A 22,010-nucleotide genomic window follows, 5' to 3' on the forward strand; every position below is an offset into this window, starting at 1 on the left:
AACACGACCGGAAACAGTTAGGTTCGTTGACTGTTGCGACGAACCGGCTCCACTCTGTGACCGTGAGAACCCCCCTGCTGGTGGCAGCGTTGGCGGCAGCAGCGATCGTTCCGGTGTGGACGGTCGCGGCGCAGGCCGACGTGGTGCCCGGAACCGCTTATCAGGTCACGAACGTCGGCAGCGGAAAGTGCGTGGAGTCGCTGGGATCGGCGAACGGCGCGCAGCTCCGCCAACAGGCCTGCTCCGGGCAGACGTGGAAGTTCACGCCCACGAGCGACGGCTACTACACAGTCGGCGAAGGTGCGGTCTGGGACGTCTCGAACATGTCGGCCGCGGACAACGCGGCGATCCACCTGTGGCAGAACTACAGCGCGGACAACCAGCAGTGGCGTGCCGAGCAGGTGGCTGCGGACACCTACCGGTTCGTGAGCCGCCACAGCGGCAAGTGCCTGGACGTGCCCGGTGCGACGACCGGCGACGTCCAGCTGGTCCAGTACACCTGCAACGGGACCAACGCGCAGCTCTTCCGGCTGGCCTCGGGCAACCCCAACCCGGATCAGCCCGACTTCGGCCCGAACGTGCTCGTCTTCGACCCGTCGATGCCCGCGAGCACCATCCAGTCGCGGCTCAACGACGTCTTCCGGCAGCAGGAACAGGGGCAGTACGACGCCCGCCGGTTCGCGATCATGTTCAAGCCGGGCAACTACAACGTCGACGTCAACATCGGCTTCTTCACCCAGGTGCTCGGCCTGGGCATGCTGCCGGACGGCGTGACGATCAACGGCCAGGTGCACGTCGAGGCCGACTGGTTCCAGGGCAACGCGACGCACAACTTCTGGCGTGGCGCGGAGAACCTCGCCGTGCGGCCGCCGGGTGGCACCAACACGTGGGCCGTCTCGCAGGCGTCGGCGATGCGCCGCACCAAGGTCTACGGCAACATGCAGCTCGACGACAACGGCTGGTCCAGCGGCGGTTTCCTCGCCGACTCGGTCGTCACGGGCCAGGTCCGCTCCGGTTCGCAGCAGCAGTGGCTGTCGCGCAACACCGAGTGGGGCTCGTGGACCGGTGAGAACTGGAACATGGTGTTCGTCGGTGCGCGCAACGCCCCGCAGACCTCGTTCCCCGAACCGCCGTACACGACCGTCGCGCAGACGCCGGTGGTGCGGGAGAAGCCGTTCCTGAACGTCGACGGTTCCGGCAACTACAACGTGTTCGTCCCCGCGCTGCGCAGCAACTCCAGCGGCACCACGTGGGCGAGCGGCCAGCAGCAGGGCACGAACATCCCGCTGTCGCAGTTCTTCATCGCCAAGCCGGGCACCTCGGCGGCGACGATCAACCAGCAGCTCGCGGCCGGCAAGCACCTGTTGCTGACGCCGGGTGTCCACCAGGTCTCCGAACCGATCCGGGTCACCCGGCCGGACACCGTGGTCATGGGCCTCGGCCTCGCGACCATCATGCCCACCAACGGGAACATGGCCATCGACGTGGCCGATGTGGACGGTGTGAAGATCGCCGGACTGCTGGTCGACGCCGCGCCGACGAACTCCCCGCTGCTCGTGCGGATCGGCGCGCCCGGCAGCACGGCGCGTCACCAGGCCAACCCGACCTCGGTGCACGACCTGTACGTGCGCATCGGCGGTTCGGCGGTCGGACGGGCCACGACCTCACTGGTGGTCAACAGCGCCGACGTGATCGGCGACCACCTCTGGCTGTGGCGCGGCGACCACTCCTACGGCGTCGGCTGGGACGTGAACACCGCCGACACCGGGCTGGTCGTCAACGGCAGCAACGTGACGATGTACGGCCTGTTCGTCGAGCACTACCAGAAGTACCAGACCATCTGGAACGGCCAGGGCGGCCGGACGTACTTCTACCAGAACGAGATGCCGTACGAGGCACCCAACCAGGCCGCGTGGATGAACGGCTCCACGCGCGGCTACGCGGCGTACAAGGTCTCCAACAACGTCACGACGCACGAGGCGTGGGGGCTGGGCAGCTACATCTTCGCCAACGCCAACCCCGGCGTGGTCGCCGACCGGGCGTTCGAGGTGCCGGACACGCCGGGCGTCCGGTTTCACAGCATGGTGACGATCTCGTTGGGCGGCAAGGGAACCATCGAACGGATCATCAACGGCTCCGGTGGCCGGGTGACCGCGGGGTCGACCGAGGCCTACCTGGCGAACTACCCGTAGCCGTCCGCCCTGCGACGATCGACCCGCATCCCCGCACTTCCGGTCCGCACGGCCGGGAGTGCGGGGATGCTCCCGTTGCCGGGACAGCCCGCCTCAGCCCAGGCGCTTCGGCCGGTTGATCTTCATCTCGTCCATGTCCGTGACGGAGGCGCGCAGCCCGCGGTAGTCGACCCCGAGCGCGTCGAGCGCCGCCGTCGCACGCCGCAGCCCCGCGTCGTCGGGCTTCTCGGCGGCGGCGAGCACGACCCGGTAGCTGAAGAAGTCGAGCTTCTCGTCGAACGTGAGCGCGCCCTGCTCGCTGAAGCCGCCGCTGCGCAGGAAGTCGAAGCCCTTGAGCTGCTCCCGCAGGTGCGCGCGCTGGTCGTCGGTCAGGTCGGCGAACCGGCCGCGGACGAGTACTCGGTAGGTGTGTTCAGCCACGAGGGAACATCGTGCAGGAACGCCGTGCGCCCTGGCGAACGATTTCTGCGGTGCGGAAGAATCGCCTTCCATGAACGCAAAGGACCTGGTCGCCCGCATCCGGACCGAGCTGCACCCCGGTGAGCACGACAACCTCGTGGTCAAACTGGTCGAAACCGGGCAAGCCCCGCGCTCCGTGATCGCGACGTTCGCCGCCGAGGAGAACCACATCGTCTCGTCGGACTGGCGAACATTCCTCACGCTGGCCGCGAAGGCGGAAGAACCCCACGCACGGGCGTTCTTCACGCTGCTGGCGGGCGGTGAGGAGCTGGTGCTGCCGCTGCTGGAGCCGCTGGCCCGCGCGGCCGGCATGTCCGCCAGGGACTTCCACGCCTACGAGCCCTTCCCCGGCTGCCAGTCCTACCCGGCCTACCAGGCGTGGATGGCGCTCAACGGCGAGCCGACGGACGTGATCCTCGCGCTCCTGGCGAACTTCACCGCGTGGGGCGGCTACTGCGCCCGGATGGCCAAGGGCCTGCGCGAGCACTACGACTTCGACGACGAGGCGTGCGCGTTCGTGGACTTCTTCGCCACCCCCGCGCCCCAGGTGGAGGAACGGGCGGTCGCGGCGATCCAGGCCGCCCTGGACGCGGGCTGGCAGCCGAAGCACGCGTGGCGCTACGGCCGCCTGTTGCAGGCCTACGAGCTGCAGTTCTGGTCAACGCTGGCGTGAGCACCGTGCGTGGTTTTCGTTGTGGCGGTCTGGCGGCGAAAACCACGCACTAGACCTCGTCCGGGACGTGCACCCACCCCTTGCACTCCTCGCCGGCCGGCTCGACCCTGGGCAGCGGCACGAACACCCAGTCGTCCACCCCGTCGTAGCCGTGCCTGATCACCGAGCGGTGGATCTGGTCGGACACCACCAGCACGAGCGGGCCGGAGGTCCGCGCGAGCGCGGAGGCCATGAGCAGCCTCTTCGCGATGTCGAGGTCCTCGCCGAACCACCCGAGGTCGTCACAGGTCACGTCGCCGGGGTGGATGACCAGCCGCAGCCGCAACGGGTAGTACTGCCCGTCGTTGCGCTCGTCGAGCAGCGCCTTGAGCCTCGGCACGAGCCTGGTCAGCAGCCAGGTCTTGGGAATCCGGTCCGTGGGGTGGACCAGCACGATCAGCCAGTCGCCGCGATCGACGTACCGGTCCCGGAGATCAGCGGTGACACCGCTGTCCACCAGGGCTTGCTCGACGAGCTCGAACATGGCCCTGCGGAGCATTCCCATCACCAGGTTGCTGCAGGCCGTCGGTGGTGCCATGGCCACAGCGAGGATCGTGCGCTGACACGGTTGTATCGACAGGGTACTCATGGCTCCCCGCCTCCTGACCTTCGAAGCGTGCGGAGGTTCGGGCACTGGCGGTTGTCACCCGGAAGAAGAGTGAACTTCAGTTAACTTCAGTTGATCTCGGTTATATGTCTATAGTTGAGAGTAAGGCTCAACTGAAGACCAAGCAATAGCCAGGAAAATGGGCCGCAGACACCGGCACGAGCGCTGAACGCGCGGTAATGGCGGCCTGGCGTCCGGCGATGTACGAGTGTTGCCAGATCCTGCACTGAAGTTCAGCTGAAGGACGTGATGGCGTGACCTCCGCAGCGGAACCAGCGCTCCAGCTCGCGCAGCGACTCCGTGACCTGCGCAGGAACGGCATGCCCGGCAAGCGCATCACCCAGGAGCAGCTGAGCGAGGCGTTCGGCGTCAGCGTCCCCCTGATCTCCTCCTGGGAACGGGCGCAGAACCCGGCCCTGCCTCCCGAGCACCGGCTGGCGGCCTACGCCGCCTTCTTCGCCACGAAGCGATCGGTCGACCGGCGTCCGTTCCGCGCGCCGACCGATCTGAACGGCGAGGAGGAGGCGGCCAGGGACGCGCTGCTCGCCGAGCTGACCGAGCTGCGCGAACGCGCACTGGGTGGCTCGCCGGCCGGGGAGGTGCCCGCCGTCGCGGACAACCTGTGGCGGTTCCCGCCCAACGAGGACATCACGATCGTGTGTTCCAAGCTGCCGGACCGCCTGCGCAGGCAGCTCCCGAGCGCCGGGCCGGAGGATCCCGACTACGTCGAGCTCTACCAGTACTCGGACCTCGACTCGTTGTTCGAGCTGCACGGCCACATCCGCGCGATGAACCCGAGCAACACCGTGCGCGTACGCCCCGGGGCGGGGATCCTCACCGCCGACGAGGGCTCCAGCCACCTGGTGCTGCTGGGCGGCGTCGACTGGAACCAGATCACCGCCGAGGTCCTGCACCGCATCGACCTGCCGATCGGGCAGCAGAAGCGACCGGACGACAAGGACACGAGCGGCTTCGAGGTCGTCGAGAACGGGGAGGTGGTCGAGACGTTCCTCCCGACGTTGCGCCAGATCGGCGACGTGCAGGTGCTCGAAGAGGACGTCGCGCACTTCTACCGCTCGCGCAACCCCTTCAACCAGAAGCGGACGGTGACCATGTGCAACGGCGTGCACTCCCGTGGCGTGCTCGGCGCCGTGCGCGCGTTGACCGACGCCCGGTTCCGCGACCGCAACACCGCCTACGCACGGCGCCGGTTCGCCGGCATGGAGGCGTTCAGCATCCTCAGCCGGGTACCCGTCCTGCAGGGCACGGTCATCACGCCGGACTGGACCAAAGACCACGTCCTGCACGAATGGCCGGCGTGATCCCTTGACCGACGACACCCGAGTCCGTTCCGAGCACCACCACGGTTCCCACCGCGGTCTGCTCGACGCCGCACCGAGAACCACGCTTCCCGCCAGGGTGCAGGCGATCGTCGTGCCGACCGTCCGGCCGCCGCGCGCCATGCAGCACGCGATCGGCCTGGCGGCGGCGCTCGGCTGCGTCCTGGTGGCGTTGTGCAGCAGGAAGCACACGTCGGCGTTCAAGGTGGCCCTGCTCGCGGCCGCCGCGGGCGTCGAGGTCCTCGCGATCGACGTGGACGACCTCCCGTCCCGGCTGCTGCCCGCGTTCCGGACGTCCGACTGGCTGCGCGACCCGAGGTTCACCCGGCGCAGCGACCTCAGCCTGAAACGCAACCTGGGGCTCCTGCTGGCGCGGGTGGCGAGGTGGGAGCGGATCGTCTTCCTGGACGACGACATCGAGGTGCCCGACCACCGCGACCTGAGCAGGGCGGCGGCCCTCACCGACGACTACGCCGGGGTCGGCCTGAAGATCGAGGGCTATCCCGACAACTCGGTGGTGTGCCACGCCTACCGGGAGGCCGGTGGCGCCCAGGAGATGTTCGTCGGTGGCGGCGCGCTCGCGGTGCACGCCGGTTCGACGTCGTCGTTCTTCCCGAACATCTACAACGAGGACTGGTTCTTCCTGCTCGGCGACCAGCGGCTGCGCCGGACCACGGTCACCGGCACCGCCTGGCAGCAGCCGTACGACCCGTTCGACGTCGAGGAGCGGGCCAGGGCGCAGGAGTGGGGCGACGTGCTCGCCGAAGGGCTCTTCTGGCTCCTGGACGAGGGCCGGCCGCTGAAGGACGCGAACGCCTGCTACTGGGCCGACTACCTGGCCAAGCGGAAGAGGTTCATCGTCGAGACGATCGAGCTGACCAGGAGCACCGAGCCGGATCCCGCGCGCAAGGCCAGGAAGCTCAGGTCGCTGGCCGCGGCGCTGGGCCGCTCCCGGTCACTGCAGCCGCAGCGGTGCGAGGACTACGTCGAGGCGTGGCGGAAGGACCGGTCGGTCTGGCAACGGCACCTCGACCACCACGAGCAGCACGCGCCGCGGGAGAGCGACCTCGGCAAGGTGATCGCCCACCTCGGCCTCACGCACGTGACGACGTACCTCTAACGGGCCAGCGCCTTCACCATCACGTCGCAGATCTCCACGTCGCGGTGCCCGTTCTCGTCGGCGAGCGAGTAGCACTTGACGGCCGAGTGGCCCCAGTCCCGGTACCCCAGCCGGGTGTAGAGCTTCGCCGCGGCGGTGTTGCCGATCTCGACGGCCAGCGCCACCTCGTCGTGCCCGCGGTCGGCCAGCAACCGCTCCGCCGCACCGATCAGACTGGTCCCGACGCCCTGCCTGCGGTGGTCGCGGTGGATCTCCAGGTGCGTCACCAGCGGCGTCTCCGGCAGGTAGCGGCGGATCTCCGGCTCCTCGGCGGGTTCCAGCCAGAGGTAGACGTCCCCGATCACCAATCCACCGCGCCACGCCGTGAGCAGCACTCCCCTGCTCTCCGACTGCCGGTCGAGGCGGTCGGCGAAGAAGCGGTCCTGCCCGAGTCGTCCGGCCAGTGACCCGAGGTCTTCGGGCCGCGCCGGCCTGATGGTCACGTCGCGCATGCCACCCATCTACCACAACTCTGAAGCGAGTCAGTTCTTCCACCACCCCGAAACAACTGTCCACAGTGGACTCGCACGACCCGGCGCGGCGGCTGGACGTGCGAAGTCGACGGTTCATTGACAAAAACCTGACAGCTCGGCGGGAATCCGGCGCCAGCCGGTAGCTTGCCCGCAGGAGTGCGCTGCCAGGACAGGAACACGGTGACCATCGAACCGACCGACATCGTTGTCGTCGTGACGGCGCTGGAGAGCGAGTACGCCGCCGTCAGGGACCTCCTGGAGGAACCCGCGGTGCGCCGCCACGCCGCCGGGACGCGGTTCGAGGTCGGCACGATCCGCGGCGGCACCGGCCGGGTGGCGCTGGCACTGGCGGGAGCGGGCAACCAGCCGGCCGCGGTGGTGGCCGAGCGCGCGATCGCCGAGTTCCGGCCACGTGCGGTGTTCTTCGCCGGGATCGCGGGCGCGCTGCACGACGACCTCGACCTGGGTTCCGTCGTCGTCGCCACGAAGGTCTACGGCTACCACGGCGGCTTCGAGGGCGGTGAGGGGTTCGGTGCCCGGCCGCAGGCGTGGGACGCCGACCACGAGCTCGAGCAGATCGCGCGTTCGGTCAGCCGGGACGGCCGCTGGCGGTTCCCCGCCGCACCCAGGGTGGTCTTCCGGCCGGTCGCGGCCGGGGAGGTGGTGCTCGACTCACCGTTCGCACCGTCGGCCCAGCAGCTGCGGCAGCACTACTCGGACGCGGCGGCCGTCGAGCTGGAAAGCGCGGGCACGGCGAAGGCCGCGCACCTGAACCGTGCGCCGTTCCTGACCGTGCGCGCCATCAGTGACCGGGCCGACGGGCGCAAGCACGAGAGCGACCGCGCCGGCTGGCAGTCGATCGCGGCCGGCAACGCCGCCGCGTTCACCATCGCGGTCGTCACCGAACTCTTCGCCTCCGCGCCGAGTCTGCCCGCCCTGGGCTCCAGCGCGGTCACATGGCAGCGGCCGGTGGAGCTGAGCTGGCGAACCGATCTCACCGGCACCACGTCGGCCGTCGAACGGTGTGCCGTCGAAGTGCACCTCGTGCCGATGGACGAGTACGGACGGCTGGAAGCCCATGTGCTGGAACGGATGCACGAGCTGCTCACCGCGCACGGCCGCACGCACGGCCTGTTCAGCGGCACCGAGCGGTTGAGCGCCGAGGTCTCGGCGGACGCCGCGTGGGTGCGGTCGGCGCCGAGCCCGGACGGTCACCGCGGGCTCGCCGTCCACCGCACCGGCCAGCGCTGCGCGTGGTCGCCGTTGCAGTACAACGCCCACGGGTCGGTGGTCGACCGCACGGCGCTGGGCCGTCAGGTCGAACGTTCGCTGCGGCTGCTCGCCGAGCTCTCGGGTCTGCCCGCGCCGGCCGCGGTCGCCGTCGCCGCCGGGCTGGAACCGGCCGCGGGGCTGACCGAGAACAGGGCGGGCCAGCTGCCGGGAGCGGGTGGTTCCTGCACGGCGGCGCGGATCAGGGTGCACTCCGGGGGCGCGGTGCCGTTCCACGCGCTGCTGGCCCGTCCGCAGGAGGCGGCGGACGAGCTCACGGCCCGGCTGCACCAGGCCTTCCGGCAGGCCTGCTGAGTGGTTTCCGCCGCCGTGGCGACGGAAACCACCCGCGAACGGCACTACCTGGGCAGGTAGGCCCGGTGCTGCTTGGAGAACTCGTAGTTGTTGTACTTGTCCCAGTTGATCGACCACGTCATGAGGCCGCGCAGGTTCGGGTAGACGCCCTTGGGCTTGTAGCTGCCGCAGCTCGTGCCCTTGGTGAGGCAGTCGAGCGCGGTGCGGACGTCGGCGACCGATGTGAACCCGTTGCCCGCGTTGACGGACGCGGGCAGGCCGATCGCGACCTGCTCCTGGCGCAGCGGCGCGAAGAACTTCGTCGTGTCGCCGCGCACCGGGAACCCGGCCAGCACCATGTCGGCCATGGCGACGTGGAAGTCCGCGCCGCCCATGAAGTGGTACTGGTTGTCCAGGCCCGTGACCGGGCCCGAGTTGTAGTGCTGGACGTGCAGCAACGTCAGGTCGTTGCGCATCGCCTCGATCACCGGCAGGTACGCGCCCGTGCGCGCGTCGCCACCGCCGGCACCGCCGTAGAACTGGTAGCCGACCTGCACGAAGAACGTCTCCGGCGCCATCGTGAGCACGAAGTTCGCGCCGTAGCGGGACTTCAGGCTGCGCAGCGCGGAGATCAGGTTCACGACCACCGGCGTGGTCGGGTTCCTGAAGTCGACGTCACCGGCGTTGAGCGACAGCGAGTGGCCCTCGAAGTCGACGTCGAGCCCGTTCAGGCCGTACTTGTCGATGATCGCCGACACCGAGCGCACGAACGCGTCGCGCGCGGCGGTCGTCTCCAGGCGCACCTGGCCGTTCTGGCCGCCGATCGAGATCAGGACCTTCTTGCCCTTCTGCTGCTGGGCCCTGATGCCGGCGATGAACTCCGCCTCGGGCTCGACGTTCGGGCACTCCGCGACCGGGCACTGCGCGAACCGCAGCTCCCCGCTCGTGGCGCTGGTCGGCTCGGCGAACGACAGGTTGATCACGTCCCACTCGTCCGGCACGTCGCGCATCCGGATGTAGCCCGAACCGTTGGCGAAGCTCGCGTGCAGGTAGCCGACGAGGACCTTGCGCGGCATCGAACCCGTGGGCGGCGGTCCGCTCGTGGTCGTCGTCGTGGTGGTTGTGGTGGTGGTTGTCGTGGTCGTTGACGTGGTCGTCGAGGTCGGCGGGGTGCCGCCGCCCGTGCAGGCCGCACCGTTGACGGTGCAGTTCTGCGGGTCGGCGGTGCCCGAGACGTTGAAGCCGAACGTGACGCTGGCGCCGGGTGCGACCGAGCCGTTGTACTCGCGGTTGACGAACGTGTGGTGGTTGCCGCTCTTGGTGAGCAGCGAGTCCCAGTACGCACCGACGCTCGTACCCGCCGGGTAGTCGAACTCGACCTTCCACGAGCCGATGGCCGCGCTGGTCTCGTTCTTGACCGTCACCGTCGCGGTGTACCCGGTGGACCAGGTCTGCTTGGTGATCGTCGCCGTGACGCCGGCGGCGTTGGCGGGCGCCAGGCTCACGACCACGGTGCCGAGCACCAGTGCGGCGACCGCGGCTATTCGAGCGAACAACGACATGGCTGCTCCATCCCTCACGCGTGGCGGCCGGCAGGGTTCCACCCCGAATTGGACTAGACCATCTACCGCCGCGTCAAGGTCGTAGACTGCACAGCCGTGCCCCACGCTCGTGCGACGGACGGAACAGCGCTCTTCTACTCGGTCGAGGGGTCGGGGCCTCCCCTGCTGCTCATCGCCGGTCAGTCGAACTCGTCGCGGTGGTGGCGGCAGGTGCTGCCGGACTTCACGGCCGCGTTCACGACGATCGTGATGGACCACCGCGGCACCGGTGCCAGCGACAAGCCGGACACGCCGTACAGCACAAGGCTGTTCGCGTCCGACTGCGTGGCCGTGCTCGACGACCTCGGCTTGGACCAGGCGTGCGTGTACGGCACGTCCATGGGCGGGCGGATCGCGCAGTGGATCGCCGCCGGCTACCCGCACCGCGTGGCTCAGCTCGTGCTCGGCTGCACCTCCCCCGGCGGCCCGCACGCCGTGGAACGCAGCGACGAGGTGCGCAGGTCGCTGGCGCAGGTGGACCAGATGAAGGCGCGCAAGGCGCTCGTGGACCTGATGTACACCCCGGCCTACCGCGGCCCGTTCAACACCCTCGGCGACCCCGAGATGCCGCCCCACGCGCGCAAGCTGCACCTGCTGGCGAGCGCCGAGCACGACGCGTGGGACGCGTTGCCGTCGATCACGTGCCCGACGCTGGTGGTGCACGGGACCGACGACATCTTCAACCCCACGGCCAACGCACCGCTGATCGCCGAACGGATCCCCGGCGCGCGCGTGGAGCTGATCGAGGGCGCACGGCACGGCTACTTCGAGGAGTTCCGCTCGGTCGCCTCACCGCTCGTGGTGGACTTCCTCAGCTCGTGACCCACCGCAGGCCGCGCATCAGCGCGTGGCCCGCGAGCTTCACGCCGGTGGCCTCGGAGATCGGCAGGTAGGGCAGGCGCAGCGGCATCCGGGCCCACACCGGCAGGCTGGCCACGGCGGTGGCCGCCAGCACCGCGTACGGACCTTTCGCGATCACCGGCAGCGGCGCCTTGAGCAGCAGGAACCGCGCGGCCTCACGGGCCTCCGCGGTGCCCTTGAGCTCCGGGCGGTAGGCGTTGATCCGCTCGTCGAGCTCCGCCGTGGTCTCCGGCGGGTCCGGGATGCCCATCGCCCTCGCGATCACGGCCATGTCCCGCACGTACCCGTCGTAGTCGTCCAGCGGCTGCTCGCCGTAACGCCGGTGGCAGCGCAGGAAGCTGTCCACCTCGGCCACGTGCACCCACTCCAGCAGGTGCGGGTCGTCGGCCCGGTAGTGGCGGCCGTCGGACGCGGTGCCGTGGATGTAGGTGTGGATGCGCGCCAGCTTGTCGATCGCCTGCTGCGCGTCGGCCTCGGTGCCGAACGTGGTCACGCCCACGAAGAGACTCGTGCGCTGAAGACGCCCCCACGGGTCGGTGCGGTAGTCGGAGTGTTCCGCGACCGCGGCCATCGCCAGCGGGTGCAACGACTGCAGCAGCAGCGCGCGCAGTCCGCCGATGAACATGGCGTGGTCGGCGTGGACGTGCCGGATCGGGCGGTCGTCGGCGAACATGCGGGGACCGGGAGCCTCGTGGATGCTCCGTGCCTTGTCCTCGCGGTCGGGACCGATGACCATCTCGAACAGGCCGTTGCTGAGCTGACGCCGCAATGCTTCCAGCATGGGTTCATCATGCGACGCGGTGGCTGAGAACGGGACCCCAGGTGCTCAGGAAGGCAGGCGTATCCAGAGGTCGGGGGTGGTGAAGGCGCGCTGGTCGACCGGCCGCAGCCCGGCGAAGGCGCAGCAGTAGGCCACGGGCTCGCCGTCGTAGAGCTCCGCCAGTTCGTCGTCAGGTTCGTCGTCATCGGTTTCGTCTTCATCTGGGCCGCCACCGGGGTGCAGGTCCCAGGCCTCGATCTCACCGTCGCGGTGGATGCTCCCCTGGTTGCCGCTCTTCGGGTTGGCGTACATGCCGTAGGCGACCGTGCCCTCGGACAGCCGGTCGAGCAGGGCGCTGTCACTCGCGCCGAAACCCCACGGCTGCAGCAGCACGCAGCCGCCGGGCACCGTCGTGACGCCGATCGTCCGTTCGGCGTCGGCGTGGAACGGGTCCTCCTCGGTCCAGGTCCGGAGCTGCTCCGCGGTCGGTTCGGCCGGACGCACGCCGAGCCTGCGCACCACCGCCTCCGCGTCGAGCCCGGCGACGCAGGCCAGGCTGTAGCCGTCTCCCCCGGGCGCCCCGGCCAGGACCGCGACGAGCCGGTCGCGTTCTTGCACAGCGGTGATGTCATCCCCCATGAGAACGGCACCCTACCGAGGTCGGGTGCCGTCCAGCGGGAAGAACGCTCAGCCGATCGAGACGCGGTCGAGGTCCGGTGCCCCGCTCTGGTCGTTGCCGAACCGGATCGTGTTGGCCCCCGCGGTGAGCGTCACCGGGATCCGCGCCTGGTACGGGGTGTTGTTGCCCTGCCCGTCGACCTTCACCTCCACCGGCGCACCTCCGTTCACCGACACGAAGTACGACTTCGGCCCGTTGACCGTGTAGTCGACGTACAGCGTGTACGTCCCCGCCGCGGGCACGACGACGTTGGCGAAGGTCACGGCGGCGTCGGGGCTGCCGCCGATGTTGCGCACCTTCTCCCCGCCCGAGCACGCCCCGCAGCCGCTCAGGCCGGTGCTGCCGAACGTGTTCGCCGAGTCCTCCGCCTCCCGCACGAACACCCGGTCCGCCGGACGGGTGCGCACCGGGACCGCGCCGGACACCGTGCGGCCGGACCCGAGCAGGGAGAACGACGCCGTGACCGGCACCGTCACCGATCCGACGTCCTGACCGGGCGGTGACACCGCGGTCCAGGAGCCTTCGAGCACCCCGGCCAGACGCATCGACACCGCGGTGGCCGGGGTGCCGGTCAGCGTCCAGCCCGCGGGCACGGACGGCACCAGGGAGACGGCGTCGATCTGGTCGTCGGCGTCGAGGCGCAGGCGGGCGGTGATCCGCACCGACCGCTGACCGGGTGCCACCCACTGGACGCCGTGGGGTTCGACGGTCAGCGTGGTCTTCGGCGTGTAGCCGGACGGGGGCAGGCCGCCGACGGAGATCCGGTCCAGTCCGATCGGACTCGAAGCGAACACCGTGACCGCGTTGCGGCCCGCGTTCAACGGCACCGCGAGCGAGGTCGGTGCGGGCACGTCGGCGCGGTCCCCCGGCACGGTGGCGGTCAGCGGCGCGGCACCGTTGACGACCACCGACACGGTCGAGGGAGCGGCGGCCGTGAGGTCCAGCTGCAGGCGGTAGGTCCCTGCGGCGGCAACGGAAACGTCGCGGAACGTCACGGCGTTGCGCTCGCCGCTCAGCCCGGTCACCTGCCGCGTGCCGGAGCAGGCCGCGCAGGACTCGCCGCGCACCGCGCCCGACCGTTGCGCGTCCTCTGCCTCCAGCGCACCGTCACGCGCGCCGCGCGGGTAGCTGTGGCCGACGCGGATCTCGTCGATCTGCAGTTGCTTGAAGTAGACGGGAGCCTGCGGGCCGCTCCAGGTGTTCAGCACGGTCAGCTTCAGCCACCGCGCCTCCTGCCGGCCGATGTCGATGAACTGCGTGCCACGCGCGGAGGGCAGCGCGCCGGTCCGCACGTGCCACCACGTGCGGCCGTCGTCGGAGGCGGTCACCTGGTAGTCCTTGATCCGGGCGGAGTCCTCCGGCCGGCCGAACGAGACCCGCGCGTGGGTCGGTGACGACTCGCGCTGGTTGACGGCGAGGAACGCGACCTGCCTGCGCCGCCCCAGGTCCAGGGAGAGCGAGACGGGCTGGGCGCCGCCCGCGTCCCAGTAGGTCTCGTGGTCGCCGTCCACCAGGGCGGACGCGGGGAAACCGGGCTTCGCGGACGTGGCGGACGCGCGGACGCCCGCGTAGAAGCCTTCCTGCCCGGCGGTGTCGACGGCGAAGACGGTGTCGTAGTCGTCCCACCGCGTGATGCCCTCGACGGTCAGGTGGCCGCCGGACTGCGAGAACCGCATCCGTTCACCGGTGCGCAGGTCGCGCACGCCCGTGACGCGATATCCGTTGTCCCGCAGGCGAACGAAGTCCGCGCGCGGCCGGGTGACCACGTGCACGTACTGCTTGCCGTTCGCCGGGTTGACCGTGATCACGCCGTGCGCGCCGTCGTTCCAGAAGCCCGGCTGCATGCCGCCGTACAGGTACCCGCCGCCCTCCACGCCCTGCAGCGACTCGCGGATCGGCTGCACCCACGACGACATGAAGGTGTTGAAAGCCTCCTGCCGCGCGGGCATCTTCCCGTTCACCATCGGCGTCTCCGCCATCAGCGACTTGATCGACGATCCCGCGTTCGTGACGTACCGGCCGGTGTTCAGCCGCGTGTCCACGGCGTGGTCGCCGCCGTCGTACCACCAGTCGCCGGTGGTCGGGAGCTTGTAGCAGGCCTCGGACAGCCGCGGCATCGGCGTGAACGTCGCCGCCGGGTAGTCGTAGGACGGGACCATGCCGGTCTTCTGCTCGTTCGAGACCGTGTCCATGATCGGCGTGTCCTCGTTGTTGTTGGACAGCAACCAGGTCGGCCGGAGCTGCCGGACCTGCTCGTAGAGCCTGTTGCGCTCCCAGTACTCGTTGTCGTTGTCGATCCAGAAGCCGGCGAGGTCGGCGTAGTCGCGCATCACCTCGAAGAACAGCTCGTAGCTGTACTTGCCGAAGCCTTCGCGGGTGGTGAGGTCGACCTGCTCGCCCCGATGCTCGGAGTAGGCGCGGGAGTCGAGCATCTGCACGCCCTGCTCGCTGTGCCACTGCGGGTCGTCGGTCATGTAGAGCATGACCTTGACGCCCTTCGCCTTGCCGGCCCGCACGAGCTCGCCGAGCAGGTCGCGCTGGGTCGCACACGAGCCGGGGACCTTCGACGGCCACGGCCGCGCGTACCCCAGCCGGCTGTGGAACGTCGCCAGCACGACGTAGGACGCACCGAGCTTGCGCGCCTCGTCGATCCAGTAGTCGGGCGTCCAGCCGCCGCCGGTGACGTCCCGTTCCCACTCGGCGCAGTTCAGGTGCTTCGGGGCGGTGAACATGCCCCAGTGCAGGAAGAGCCCGGCGGTGGACCCGCGCAGCCACTCCTGCCGCGGGTGCCGCACCTCGGCCTGCGCCGCGGGCGACGGCACCACCAGGTGGACGAGGCCGGCGAGCAACGCGGCCACGACGGCCGCGCACAAACGTCGTGAAGCCATGACCCATCGCATTCTCGTCAGGGCGGCGGCGAGAGATCCGATGATTTCAACCTACCTGGCCGCGGTCAACCCTCTGTCCGTTGACTTGAGGCCAGACTCATCGGAGCGGTAAGGAAAACCGTCCGTCCAGCGGCCTCGGCCACGCGCTCGCGCGGGCAGCAGCGGACCCTCGGCTGTCCGGGTGAACCCCCTTGCACCGTCACCGGTACCTCCTCCATCGCGGGACCGGACGTGATAACACGTTCGGAGGCAGATGATCAGCGTTGGCGAGAGGGAGCACATGACCGACGCGGACTTGCCCGGCTTTTTCCACGACGCGGACGAGGCGTCCCGTCGCGGGCAGCGGCAGACGCTCCTGCTCAGCCGGGTGAGGTTGGTGAGCGCAGTGGTCGCCGCGGTCGGCGGCGCGTTCAAGTGGAAGATCGGCGGCACCTACGACTTCTGGGCGTTCGTGGCCCTCGCCGGCTTCTTCGTCGCCCTGTTCACCGAGATCCTGCTGTGGGCCACGCACCCCGAGCAGAAGTGGAACGCCGGCCGCGCGGTCGCCGAGCAGATCAAGTCGCTGGTCTGGCGCTACGCCGTCGTCGGCGACCCGTTCACCGGCCAGAACGCCAAGCAGTCGTTGCAGCTCATGATCGCCGAGGTCGTCGCGGAGCAGGGCAAGAAGCTCTCCCTCGCCAGCACGAACCCCGCGGGCGCCGAACGCCGCGAACAGCTGCGCGCCCAGCCCTTCGCCGAACGCCGCGACACCTACCGCGAGGGCCGCGTCCGCGAGCAGTTGGAGTGGTACCGCGCCCGCGCCACGACCAACGAGTTCCGCGCGAACCTGTGGCGCATGCTGCTGATCGCCGGCGAGTTCGTCGCGATCCTGTTCGCCGGCGCCAGGGTCATGGGCGTGTGGGACGTCGACATGTCCGGCGTCATGGCCGCGGCCGTCGCGGGCGGTGCGGCGTGGCTGGGCCTGAAGCAGCACGAGAACCTGTACCTGGGGTACGCGGCGGCAGCCAGCGACCTCGCGCTGATCTACGAACGGCTCGCGGACGTCGAGGAGGCCGACTGGCCGGCCGCGGTCGCGGAGGCCGAAGGGGCGATCAGCAAGGAGCACACGGCGTGGCTGGCGTCCCGGCCGAGCACGACCTGAGCGGGGAGAGCCCCGGGCCGGTGGCCTGCCCCGCCGTCGAGGCCACCGGCGTTCGGATCACCGACGTTCAAGCCACCGCCGTCGAGGCCACCGGCGTTCAGGCCACCGGCGTTCAGGCCACCGGCGGGGCAGGCCGCCGGCGTTCAGATCACCGGCGTTCAAGCCGCCGCTGTTGAGGCCACCGGCGTTCAGGCCACCGGCGTTCAGGCCACCGCCGTTCGGCACGTCCGCGCTTCGGAGCCCGGCGGTCAGGAGCCCAGCGCGGCAACCACCCGTTCGACCATCGCCTTCTCCGCCACGGCCACCTCGCCGTCGGCCCCGGCGACGGACCGGCACATCTCCGCCACCGCCGCGCGGAAGATCGGCACGTCCCGCGGCTCGTGCGCGGTGATGATCTCGACGGCCGACCGGAGGGCGGCCAGCACGCCGTCCTCCACATCGGACGTGGAGCCGCCGGGCAGCGCGGGCGGGGCGGCGGCGATCACGGCGCGCAGGTCGTCGGAGAGCAGGGACATCGCGCGGATGCCGGCGTGGCTCTCCTCGTCCACGGCACCGGGGTCGGCGGTGGAGACGAGGACCATGGCACCGAAAACGGCGGTGCGGAGCGTCTGGCCCTCCGCCTCCGTGTAGGCAGTCATGCCCGCAAGCCTATGCAACGATCTCGCAGTATGAGTGCGGGTCGGGTGCTCGGCGCCAACATCAGGGCGTTTCGCGAGCAGCGCGGGTTGTCGTTGTCGGAGCTCGCGCGGCGGTCGTCCATCGCGAAGGGCACGCTGTCCCAGCTGGAGAGCGGGGCGGGGAACCCGACCATCGAGACGGTGTTCAGTTTGTCGAACGCTTTGGACGTGCCGGTGTCGGAGTTGGTGACCGAGCGGACGGCGCCGGAGGTCATCCTCGTCAGGGCCAGGGACGTCGAGCAGCTCAGCAGCAACGCGGTCGACCTGCGGCTGATGCGCAGGATGGACATCGCGGACACCGTGCTGGAGATCTACGACCAGCGCGTGCGGCCGGGCGCGACCCAGACCAGCGAAGGTCACCCAGGCAAGGAGCACGTGCTGGTCACCAGCGGGCGGCTGCGGGTGGGGCCGGCCGAGCAGCCGTTCGAGCTCGGGCCCGGCGACTACGTGTGCTTCCCGGGCTCGGTGCCGCACCTGTACGAGACGGTCGGCGGTGAGGTGAGCTCGGTACTGGTGCTGGAGTATCCGAAGCACTAACGTTCATTCTATTGAACGGAGGTGAGCGATGCACCCGGATGTCGTGGTCGTGGGAGCGGGCATCATCGGCGCCGCGTGCGCGCAGGCGCTGCACCGGCGCGGGCTCCGCGTCCTCGTCGTCGACCGCCACGGACCGGCGTCGGGCACCAGTGCCTCCGGCGAGGGGAACGTCCTGGTCAGCGACAAGGGACCGGGGCCGGAGCTCGAACTGGCCCGGTCCTCCCGGCGGCTCTGGCCCGAGCTCGCCGAGGACGCCGAGTGGGAGGAGAAGGGCGGTCTGGTCGTCGCCACGACCGAACAGGCCGTCGCACCGCTCAAGGCCTTCGCCGCGGGACAGCGAGCCGCGGGCATCGACGCGTGCGAGCTGACGCCGGACGAGGCCCGCGAGTACGAACCGCACCTCAACCCGGACCTCACCGCCGCGATCCACTACCTGCAGGACGCGCAGCTCAACCCGGTCAAGGCGACGCGGACCCTGTTGCGCGGCATCACGGTCGTCAGGGCCGAGACGTCCACAACGGACGGCCGGTCCGTCACCACGGACCAGGGCGTCCTGCACTGCGGCGCCGTCGTCAACGCGACCGGCCCGTGGGCGAGCCGGTTCGGCGTCAACGTCCTGCCCCGGCGCGGCGTCGTCCTGGTCACCACCCCGATCCCCGGCACGATCCGGCACAAGGTCTACGACGCGGACTACGTCGGCGCGGTCGCGAGCGGTGAGGCGGACCTGCAGACCTCCGGCGTGGTCGAGTCGACCCCGGCGGGCACCGTCCTGATCGGGTCGAGCCGGCAGCGCAAGGGTTTCGACGACGTGATCGAGTCGAAGGTCCTCACCGCGCTGGCGCGCAGGGCGATCGCGCTCTTCCCGATGCTGGCGGGCGTCCCGGTCATGCGCGCGTACGGCGGCTTCCGCCCGTACGCGCCGGACCACCTGCCGATCATCGGCCAGGACCCGCGCACGCCGGGCCTGTGGCACGCCACCGGTCACGAGGGCGCGGGCGTCGGGCTCGCCCCGGCCACCGGGCGCCTGCTCGCCGAGCTGCTCACCGGCGACACCCCGCACGTCGATCCCCACCCGTTCCGCGTCGACCGGCCAGAGGTGATGGTGTGAAGGTCACGTTCAACGGCCTGCCCAGGGAGGCCGATCACGTCGCAGAGCTGTTGCCCGGCCGGTTCTTCTGCGGCATCGGTGTCTGCTTCGGCTGCGTCGCCGAGATCAACGGCACCCCCGAGGTCCGCGCCTGCCGCCACCGGCTGGCCGACGGCGACGTCATCAGGACCACGCCATGAGGGTCGTCGTCGTCGGAGCCGGTCCGGCGGGCATGGCCGCCGCCAGAACCGCCGCCGACATGGGCGCTCAGGTCACCATGGTCGACTCCGAAGCCGAGGCCGGTGGCCAGTTCCTGCGTGGCCGGGCCAGGTTCGCGCACCCCGGCGTCACCCACCTCAGGAACACCGAGGCGTGGCTGGTCGAGGGCGGCACCCTGCACCTCAGGGGCCCGCGGCAGCTCCGGTTCGACGCACTCGTCATCGCCACCGGCGCCTACGACCGCCCGCTGCCCTTCCCCGGCTGGGACGGTCCGGGCGTGATCACCGCGGGCGCCGCCCAGGCACTGGCCAAGCAGGGCGTCACCCTCGCCGAACGCGTGGTCGTCTCCGGCACCGGCCCGTTCCTGCTCCCGGTCGCGACCGCGCTGCAGGACCTCGGCGCCACGCTCGTCGGCGTCTACGAGGCGGGCTCACCGCTGGCGTGGGCCAGGGAGGTCAGGGCGGTCGCCGCCAACCGGCACAAGCTCGCCGAGCTCGCGAAGTACCGGAAGGTGCTGCCCCGCCTGGAAACCCGCACCGCCGTGATCGGCAAGCACGGCAGCCGCGTGACCGTCGCGAGGCTCGACGCCGCCTGGCGGCCGGTCAGCCACCGCACCGTGCAGGCGGACCTGGTGTGCGTCGGCTACGGCTTCCTGCCCCGCACCGACCTCGTCCCGCACGCGGACCGGACCGACGGCTTCTACGACGTGGACGACCACCAGCGGACCTCGGTCCCCGGTGTCTACGCGGCAGGTGAGGTCACCGGCATCGGCGGTGCCGACCTGTCCGAGGCCGAGGGTGTCGTCGCCGGAGCCGCCGCGGCCGGCCGGGAACCACCGCCGGAAGCGCTCAAGGCCGTGCGCGACGGCCGCCTCTTCGCCGCGGCACTGGCCAGGGCACACGCCGTCAAACCCGGCTGGCGCACCTGGCTCACCCCGGACACCACGGTCTGCCGCTGCGAGAAGGTCAGCCTCGCCGCCCTCGGCGACGCCACCACCATGCGCGAGCTCAAGCTGACCAGCCGGGTCGCGATGGGCCGCTGCCAGGGCCGCATCTGCGCCCGCAACGCCGCCGATCTCACCGGCATCCCGTTCGACGCCCAGCGCCGCGTGATCGCGGTGCCGATCCCGCTCGGCGAACTCGCCGCCCTTCCCGAGGAGAACTCATGACCGAACGCCTCGACGGCGTCATCGTCGCCACCGCCCTGCCGTACCTGGAGGACGCGACGGCGCCCGCCGGACTCCGGCCCGACCTGGACCGGTTCGCCGAGCACTGCCGCTGGGTCGTGGAGTCCGGCTGCCGCGGCGTCGGCCCGAACGGCTCGCTCGGCGAGTACTCGTCGCTGACCGACGCGGAACGCCGGGAGGTCGCCAAGACCGCCATCGCCGCCGTGAAGGGCAAGGGCATCGCGGTCGTCGGCGTGCACGGCGTCGGCGCCCACCAGGCCCGGCACTGGGCCGAACTGGCCGCCGAGGACGGCGCGGACGGCGTGCTCTGCCTGCCGCCCACGATGTACCGGGCCAACCGCGGCGAGGTCGTGCACCACTTCCGCGAGGTCGCCAAGGCGGGCCTGCCGATCATGGTCTACAACAACCCGATCGACACCAAGGTCGACCTCACCCCCGACCTGATCGCGGAGCTCGGCCAGATCGAGCACGTCGTGGCCGTGAAGGAGTTCTCCGGCGACGTCCGCCGCGTGCTGGAGATCCGGGCCGCCGCACCGCACCTGACGGTCGTGGCCGGCGCCGACGACGTGGTGCTGGAAAGCCTGCTGATGGGCGCCACCGGCTGGTTCGCGGGCTACCCCAACGTGTTCCCCGCCGAGTCCGCCGAGCTGTTCGCGCTGGCGCAGGCCGGGAAACTCGCCGAGGCCCGTTCGCTCTACGAACGCCTCGTGCCCGCCTTCCGCTGGGACTCGCGCACCGAGTTCGTGCAGGCCATCAAGTACTGCATGGACCTCGTCGGCCGGTACGGCGGCCCGTGCCGTCCCCCGCGCGGGCCGTTGTCCGAGGCTCAGCGCGCCCAGATCGAGGCCGACATGAAGCTGGCCACGTCATGAGGTTCGCCCGGTACTTCAGCGCGGTCGACTCGCACACCGAGGGCATGCCGACGCGGGTCGTGACCGGCGGTGTCGGCGTGATCCCCGGCGACACCATGGCCGACAAGCGGCTGAACTTCATCAAAGACCACGACCACATCCGCAGGCTGCTGGTCAACGAACCCCGCGGTCACGCGGCGATGAGCGGCGCGATCCTCCAGCCGCCGACCCGCCCGGACGCCGACTGGGGCGTGCTCTACATCGAGGTGTCCGGCTGCCTGCCGATGTGCGGGCACGGCACCATCGGCGTGGCCACCGTCCTGGTCGAGACCGGCATGGTCGAGGTGACCGAGCCGGTGACCACGGTCCGCCTGGACACCCCGGCCGGTCTCGTGCTCGCCGACTACGACACCCGCACCAGGCTCGTGACGATCCGCAACGTCCCCGCCTACGCCCACCGGCTCGACGCGACGGTCACGGTGCCAGGGCTGGGCGAGGTCCGCTACGACATGGCCTACGGCGGCAACTTCTACGCCATCCTGCCGCTGGCCGACCTCGGCATCCCGTTCGACCGCGCGGAGAAGGACCGCATCCTCGCCGCCGGTCTGTCCATCATGGACGAGATCAACCGCACCGACCGGCCGGTCCACCCGGCCGACCCGGCGATCAGCGGCTGCAAGCACGTCCAGTTCACCGCGCCCGGCCGGGACGGCGCCCACTCGCGCAACGCGATGGCGATCCACCCCGGCTGGTTCGACCGCTCCCCCTGCGGCACCGGCACCTGTGCCCGGATGGCGCAGCTGCACGCCCGCGGTGAGCTCGCGCTCGGCGTGGAGTTCGTGAACGAGTCGTTCATCGGCACCCGGTTCATCGGCACGCTGCTGGAGGAGGTCCCGCTCGGCGACCGCACCGCCGTGGTGCCCACGGTCGCCGGTCGCGCGTGGATCACCGGTATGGGCCAGTACCTGCTCGACCCCACCGACCCGTTCCCGGAGGGTTTCTCGCTGTAGCGCCGGTC

At 70.5% G+C, this 22,010-nt stretch carries 21 protein-coding genes; 13 read left to right on the forward strand and 8 right to left on the reverse strand.

The window, feature by feature from the left end; translation table 11 throughout:
* Positions 1-62 precede the first annotated feature (62 nt).
* Positions 63-2,192: an RICIN domain-containing protein gene (locus ADL03_RS05320; RefSeq protein WP_197288102.1), complete on the forward strand. Its 2,130-nt coding sequence runs from the start codon at positions 63-65 to the stop codon at positions 2,190-2,192.
* Between the two features lie 93 nt (positions 2,193-2,285).
* Here the strand turns inward: ADL03_RS05320 and ADL03_RS05325 are convergent, their stop codons facing one another.
* A complete protein-coding gene (locus ADL03_RS05325) occupies positions 2,286-2,612 on the reverse strand; it encodes a DUF6204 family protein (RefSeq protein WP_053732232.1) in 327 nt (108 codons plus the stop codon).
* A 70-nt stretch (positions 2,613-2,682) separates the two neighbouring features.
* Between ADL03_RS05325 and ADL03_RS05330 the strand changes: the two genes are divergently transcribed.
* The gene (locus tag ADL03_RS05330) at positions 2,683-3,324 is read left to right on the forward strand and encodes a transcriptional regulator (protein ID WP_082372898.1); all 642 of its coding nucleotides are present in this window, start codon (positions 2,683-2,685) and stop codon (positions 3,322-3,324) included.
* Positions 3,325-3,373: 49 nt separating this feature from the next.
* On the opposite strand, the gene ADL03_RS05335 is transcribed toward ADL03_RS05330, so the two are convergent.
* Positions 3,374-3,901, reverse strand: coding sequence for a hypothetical protein (locus tag ADL03_RS05335; protein ID WP_053732233.1), 528 nt, complete (start codon positions 3,899-3,901; stop codon positions 3,374-3,376).
* A 323-nt stretch (positions 3,902-4,224) separates the two neighbouring features.
* Between ADL03_RS05335 and ADL03_RS05340 the strand changes: the two genes are divergently transcribed.
* Positions 4,225-5,292 (forward strand): helix-turn-helix domain-containing protein, encoded by a 1,068-nt coding sequence (locus tag ADL03_RS05340; protein WP_053732234.1) that lies wholly within the window; start codon positions 4,225-4,227, stop codon positions 5,290-5,292.
* A 4-nt stretch (positions 5,293-5,296) separates the two neighbouring features.
* Positions 5,297-6,430 (forward strand): hypothetical protein, encoded by a 1,134-nt coding sequence (locus tag ADL03_RS05345; RefSeq protein WP_053732235.1) that lies wholly within the window; start codon positions 5,297-5,299, stop codon positions 6,428-6,430.
* Here ADL03_RS05345 and ADL03_RS05350 read toward each other — a convergent pair.
* A complete protein-coding gene (locus tag ADL03_RS05350; RefSeq protein ID WP_063798478.1) occupies positions 6,427-6,921 on the reverse strand; it encodes a GNAT family N-acetyltransferase in 495 nt (164 codons plus the stop codon). The two genes, ADL03_RS05345 and ADL03_RS05350, sit on opposite strands and share 4 nt — an antisense overlap.
* A gap of 201 nt (positions 6,922-7,122) precedes the next feature.
* On the opposite strand from ADL03_RS05350, the gene ADL03_RS05355 reads away from it, so the two are divergent.
* A complete protein-coding gene (locus tag ADL03_RS05355) occupies positions 7,123-8,526 on the forward strand; it encodes a 5'-methylthioadenosine/S-adenosylhomocysteine nucleosidase (RefSeq protein WP_197288104.1) in 1,404 nt (467 codons plus the stop codon).
* A gap of 44 nt (positions 8,527-8,570) precedes the next feature.
* Here ADL03_RS05355 and ADL03_RS05360 read toward each other — a convergent pair whose 3' ends face one another.
* Positions 8,571-10,067 carry a chitinase gene (locus ADL03_RS05360; RefSeq protein WP_053732238.1) on the reverse strand — a complete coding sequence of 499 codons (1,497 nt, stop codon included), beginning with the start codon at positions 10,065-10,067 and terminating at the stop codon, positions 8,571-8,573.
* A gap of 96 nt (positions 10,068-10,163) precedes the next feature.
* On the opposite strand from ADL03_RS05360, the gene ADL03_RS05365 reads away from it, so the two are divergent.
* Positions 10,164-10,928 (forward strand): alpha/beta fold hydrolase, encoded by a 765-nt coding sequence (locus ADL03_RS05365; protein WP_053732239.1) that lies wholly within the window; start codon positions 10,164-10,166, stop codon positions 10,926-10,928.
* On the opposite strand, the gene ADL03_RS05370 is transcribed toward ADL03_RS05365, so the two are convergent.
* Genes ADL03_RS05370 through ADL03_RS05380 form a run of 3 tightly spaced genes read right to left on the reverse strand, consistent with a single transcriptional unit; the run spans position 10,918 to position 15,294 of the window.
* Positions 10,918-11,748, reverse strand: coding sequence for an oxygenase MpaB family protein (locus ADL03_RS05370; protein WP_053732240.1), 831 nt, complete (start codon positions 11,746-11,748; stop codon positions 10,918-10,920). The two genes, ADL03_RS05365 and ADL03_RS05370, sit on opposite strands and share 11 nt — an antisense overlap.
* Before the next feature lie 45 nt (positions 11,749-11,793).
* Positions 11,794-12,366, reverse strand: coding sequence for a DUF6461 domain-containing protein (locus ADL03_RS05375; protein ID WP_053732241.1), 573 nt, complete (start codon positions 12,364-12,366; stop codon positions 11,794-11,796).
* Between the two features lie 48 nt (positions 12,367-12,414).
* A complete protein-coding gene (locus tag ADL03_RS05380) occupies positions 12,415-15,294 on the reverse strand; it encodes a CBM35 domain-containing protein (protein WP_053732242.1) in 2,880 nt (959 codons plus the stop codon).
* Positions 15,295-15,574: 280 nt separating this feature from the next.
* Between ADL03_RS05380 and ADL03_RS05385 the strand changes: the two genes are divergently transcribed.
* Entirely contained in the window at positions 15,575-16,435 is an 861-nt protein-coding gene (locus tag ADL03_RS05385; protein WP_053732243.1) for a DUF4231 domain-containing protein, read from the forward strand.
* 248 nt (positions 16,436-16,683) lie between these two features.
* Here the strand turns inward: ADL03_RS05385 and ADL03_RS05390 are convergent, their stop codons facing one another.
* Positions 16,684-17,073, reverse strand: coding sequence for a hypothetical protein (locus ADL03_RS05390; RefSeq protein ID WP_053732244.1), 390 nt, complete (start codon positions 17,071-17,073; stop codon positions 16,684-16,686).
* A gap of 30 nt (positions 17,074-17,103) precedes the next feature.
* On the opposite strand from ADL03_RS05390, the gene ADL03_RS05395 reads away from it, so the two are divergent.
* Genes ADL03_RS05395 through ADL03_RS05420 form a run of 6 tightly spaced genes read left to right on the forward strand, consistent with a single transcriptional unit; the run spans position 17,104 to position 22,002 of the window.
* Complete coding sequence (locus ADL03_RS05395; protein ID WP_197288105.1) at positions 17,104-17,649, forward strand: helix-turn-helix domain-containing protein; 546 nt, start codon at positions 17,104-17,106, stop codon at positions 17,647-17,649.
* A gap of 28 nt (positions 17,650-17,677) precedes the next feature.
* A complete protein-coding gene (locus ADL03_RS05400; RefSeq protein ID WP_053732246.1) occupies positions 17,678-18,757 on the forward strand; it encodes an FAD-binding oxidoreductase in 1,080 nt (359 codons plus the stop codon).
* Positions 18,754-18,936: a 2Fe-2S iron-sulfur cluster-binding protein gene (locus tag ADL03_RS45050; protein WP_082372900.1), complete on the forward strand. Its 183-nt coding sequence runs from the start codon at positions 18,754-18,756 to the stop codon at positions 18,934-18,936. The genes ADL03_RS05400 and ADL03_RS45050 overlap by 4 nt, the downstream gene beginning before the upstream one ends.
* Positions 18,933-20,123, forward strand: a complete 1,191-nt coding sequence (locus ADL03_RS05410; RefSeq protein WP_053732247.1) for an FAD/NAD(P)-binding oxidoreductase — start codon at positions 18,933-18,935, stop codon at positions 20,121-20,123. The genes ADL03_RS45050 and ADL03_RS05410 overlap by 4 nt, the downstream gene beginning before the upstream one ends.
* Complete coding sequence (locus ADL03_RS05415; protein WP_053732248.1) at positions 20,120-21,013, forward strand: dihydrodipicolinate synthase family protein; 894 nt, start codon at positions 20,120-20,122, stop codon at positions 21,011-21,013. Before ADL03_RS05410 ends, ADL03_RS05415 begins: the two co-directional genes overlap by 4 nt.
* Positions 21,010-22,002: a proline racemase family protein gene (locus tag ADL03_RS05420; protein ID WP_053732249.1), complete on the forward strand. Its 993-nt coding sequence runs from the start codon at positions 21,010-21,012 to the stop codon at positions 22,000-22,002. Before ADL03_RS05415 ends, ADL03_RS05420 begins: the two co-directional genes overlap by 4 nt.
* The last annotated feature ends 8 nt before the right edge of the window (positions 22,003-22,010 follow it).

Source organism: Nocardia sp. NRRL S-836 (genome assembly GCF_001279525.1).
Lineage (GTDB): Bacteria > Actinomycetota > Actinomycetes > Mycobacteriales > Pseudonocardiaceae > Lentzea.

Coding starts and splice junctions, on each gene's coding strand:
- ADL03_RS05330 (WP_082372898.1), top strand. CDS start 2,683: ATGAACGCAAAGGACCTGGTCGCCCGCATCCGGACCGAGCTGCACCCC.
- ADL03_RS05335 (WP_053732233.1), bottom strand. CDS start 3,901: ATGGCACCACCGACGGCCTGCAGCAACCTGGTGATGGGAATGCTCCGC.
- ADL03_RS05350 (WP_063798478.1), bottom strand. CDS start 6,921: ATGCGCGACGTGACCATCAGGCCGGCGCGGCCCGAAGACCTCGGGTCA.
- ADL03_RS05360 (WP_053732238.1), bottom strand. CDS start 10,067: ATGTCGTTGTTCGCTCGAATAGCCGCGGTCGCCGCACTGGTGCTCGGC.
- ADL03_RS05370 (WP_053732240.1), bottom strand. CDS start 11,748: ATGCTGGAAGCATTGCGGCGTCAGCTCAGCAACGGCCTGTTCGAGATG.
- ADL03_RS05375 (WP_053732241.1), bottom strand. CDS start 12,366: ATGGGGGATGACATCACCGCTGTGCAAGAACGCGACCGGCTCGTCGCG.
- ADL03_RS05380 (WP_053732242.1), bottom strand. CDS start 15,294: ATGGCTTCACGACGTTTGTGCGCGGCCGTCGTGGCCGCGTTGCTCGCC.
- ADL03_RS05385 (WP_053732243.1), top strand. CDS start 15,575: ATGACCGACGCGGACTTGCCCGGCTTTTTCCACGACGCGGACGAGGCG.
- ADL03_RS05390 (WP_053732244.1), bottom strand. CDS start 17,073: ATGACTGCCTACACGGAGGCGGAGGGCCAGACGCTCCGCACCGCCGTT.
- ADL03_RS05395 (WP_197288105.1), top strand. CDS start 17,104: ATGAGTGCGGGTCGGGTGCTCGGCGCCAACATCAGGGCGTTTCGCGAG.
- ADL03_RS05400 (WP_053732246.1), top strand. CDS start 17,678: ATGCACCCGGATGTCGTGGTCGTGGGAGCGGGCATCATCGGCGCCGCG.
- ADL03_RS05410 (WP_053732247.1), top strand. CDS start 18,933: ATGAGGGTCGTCGTCGTCGGAGCCGGTCCGGCGGGCATGGCCGCCGCC.
- ADL03_RS05415 (WP_053732248.1), top strand. CDS start 20,120: ATGACCGAACGCCTCGACGGCGTCATCGTCGCCACCGCCCTGCCGTAC.
- ADL03_RS05420 (WP_053732249.1), top strand. CDS start 21,010: ATGAGGTTCGCCCGGTACTTCAGCGCGGTCGACTCGCACACCGAGGGC.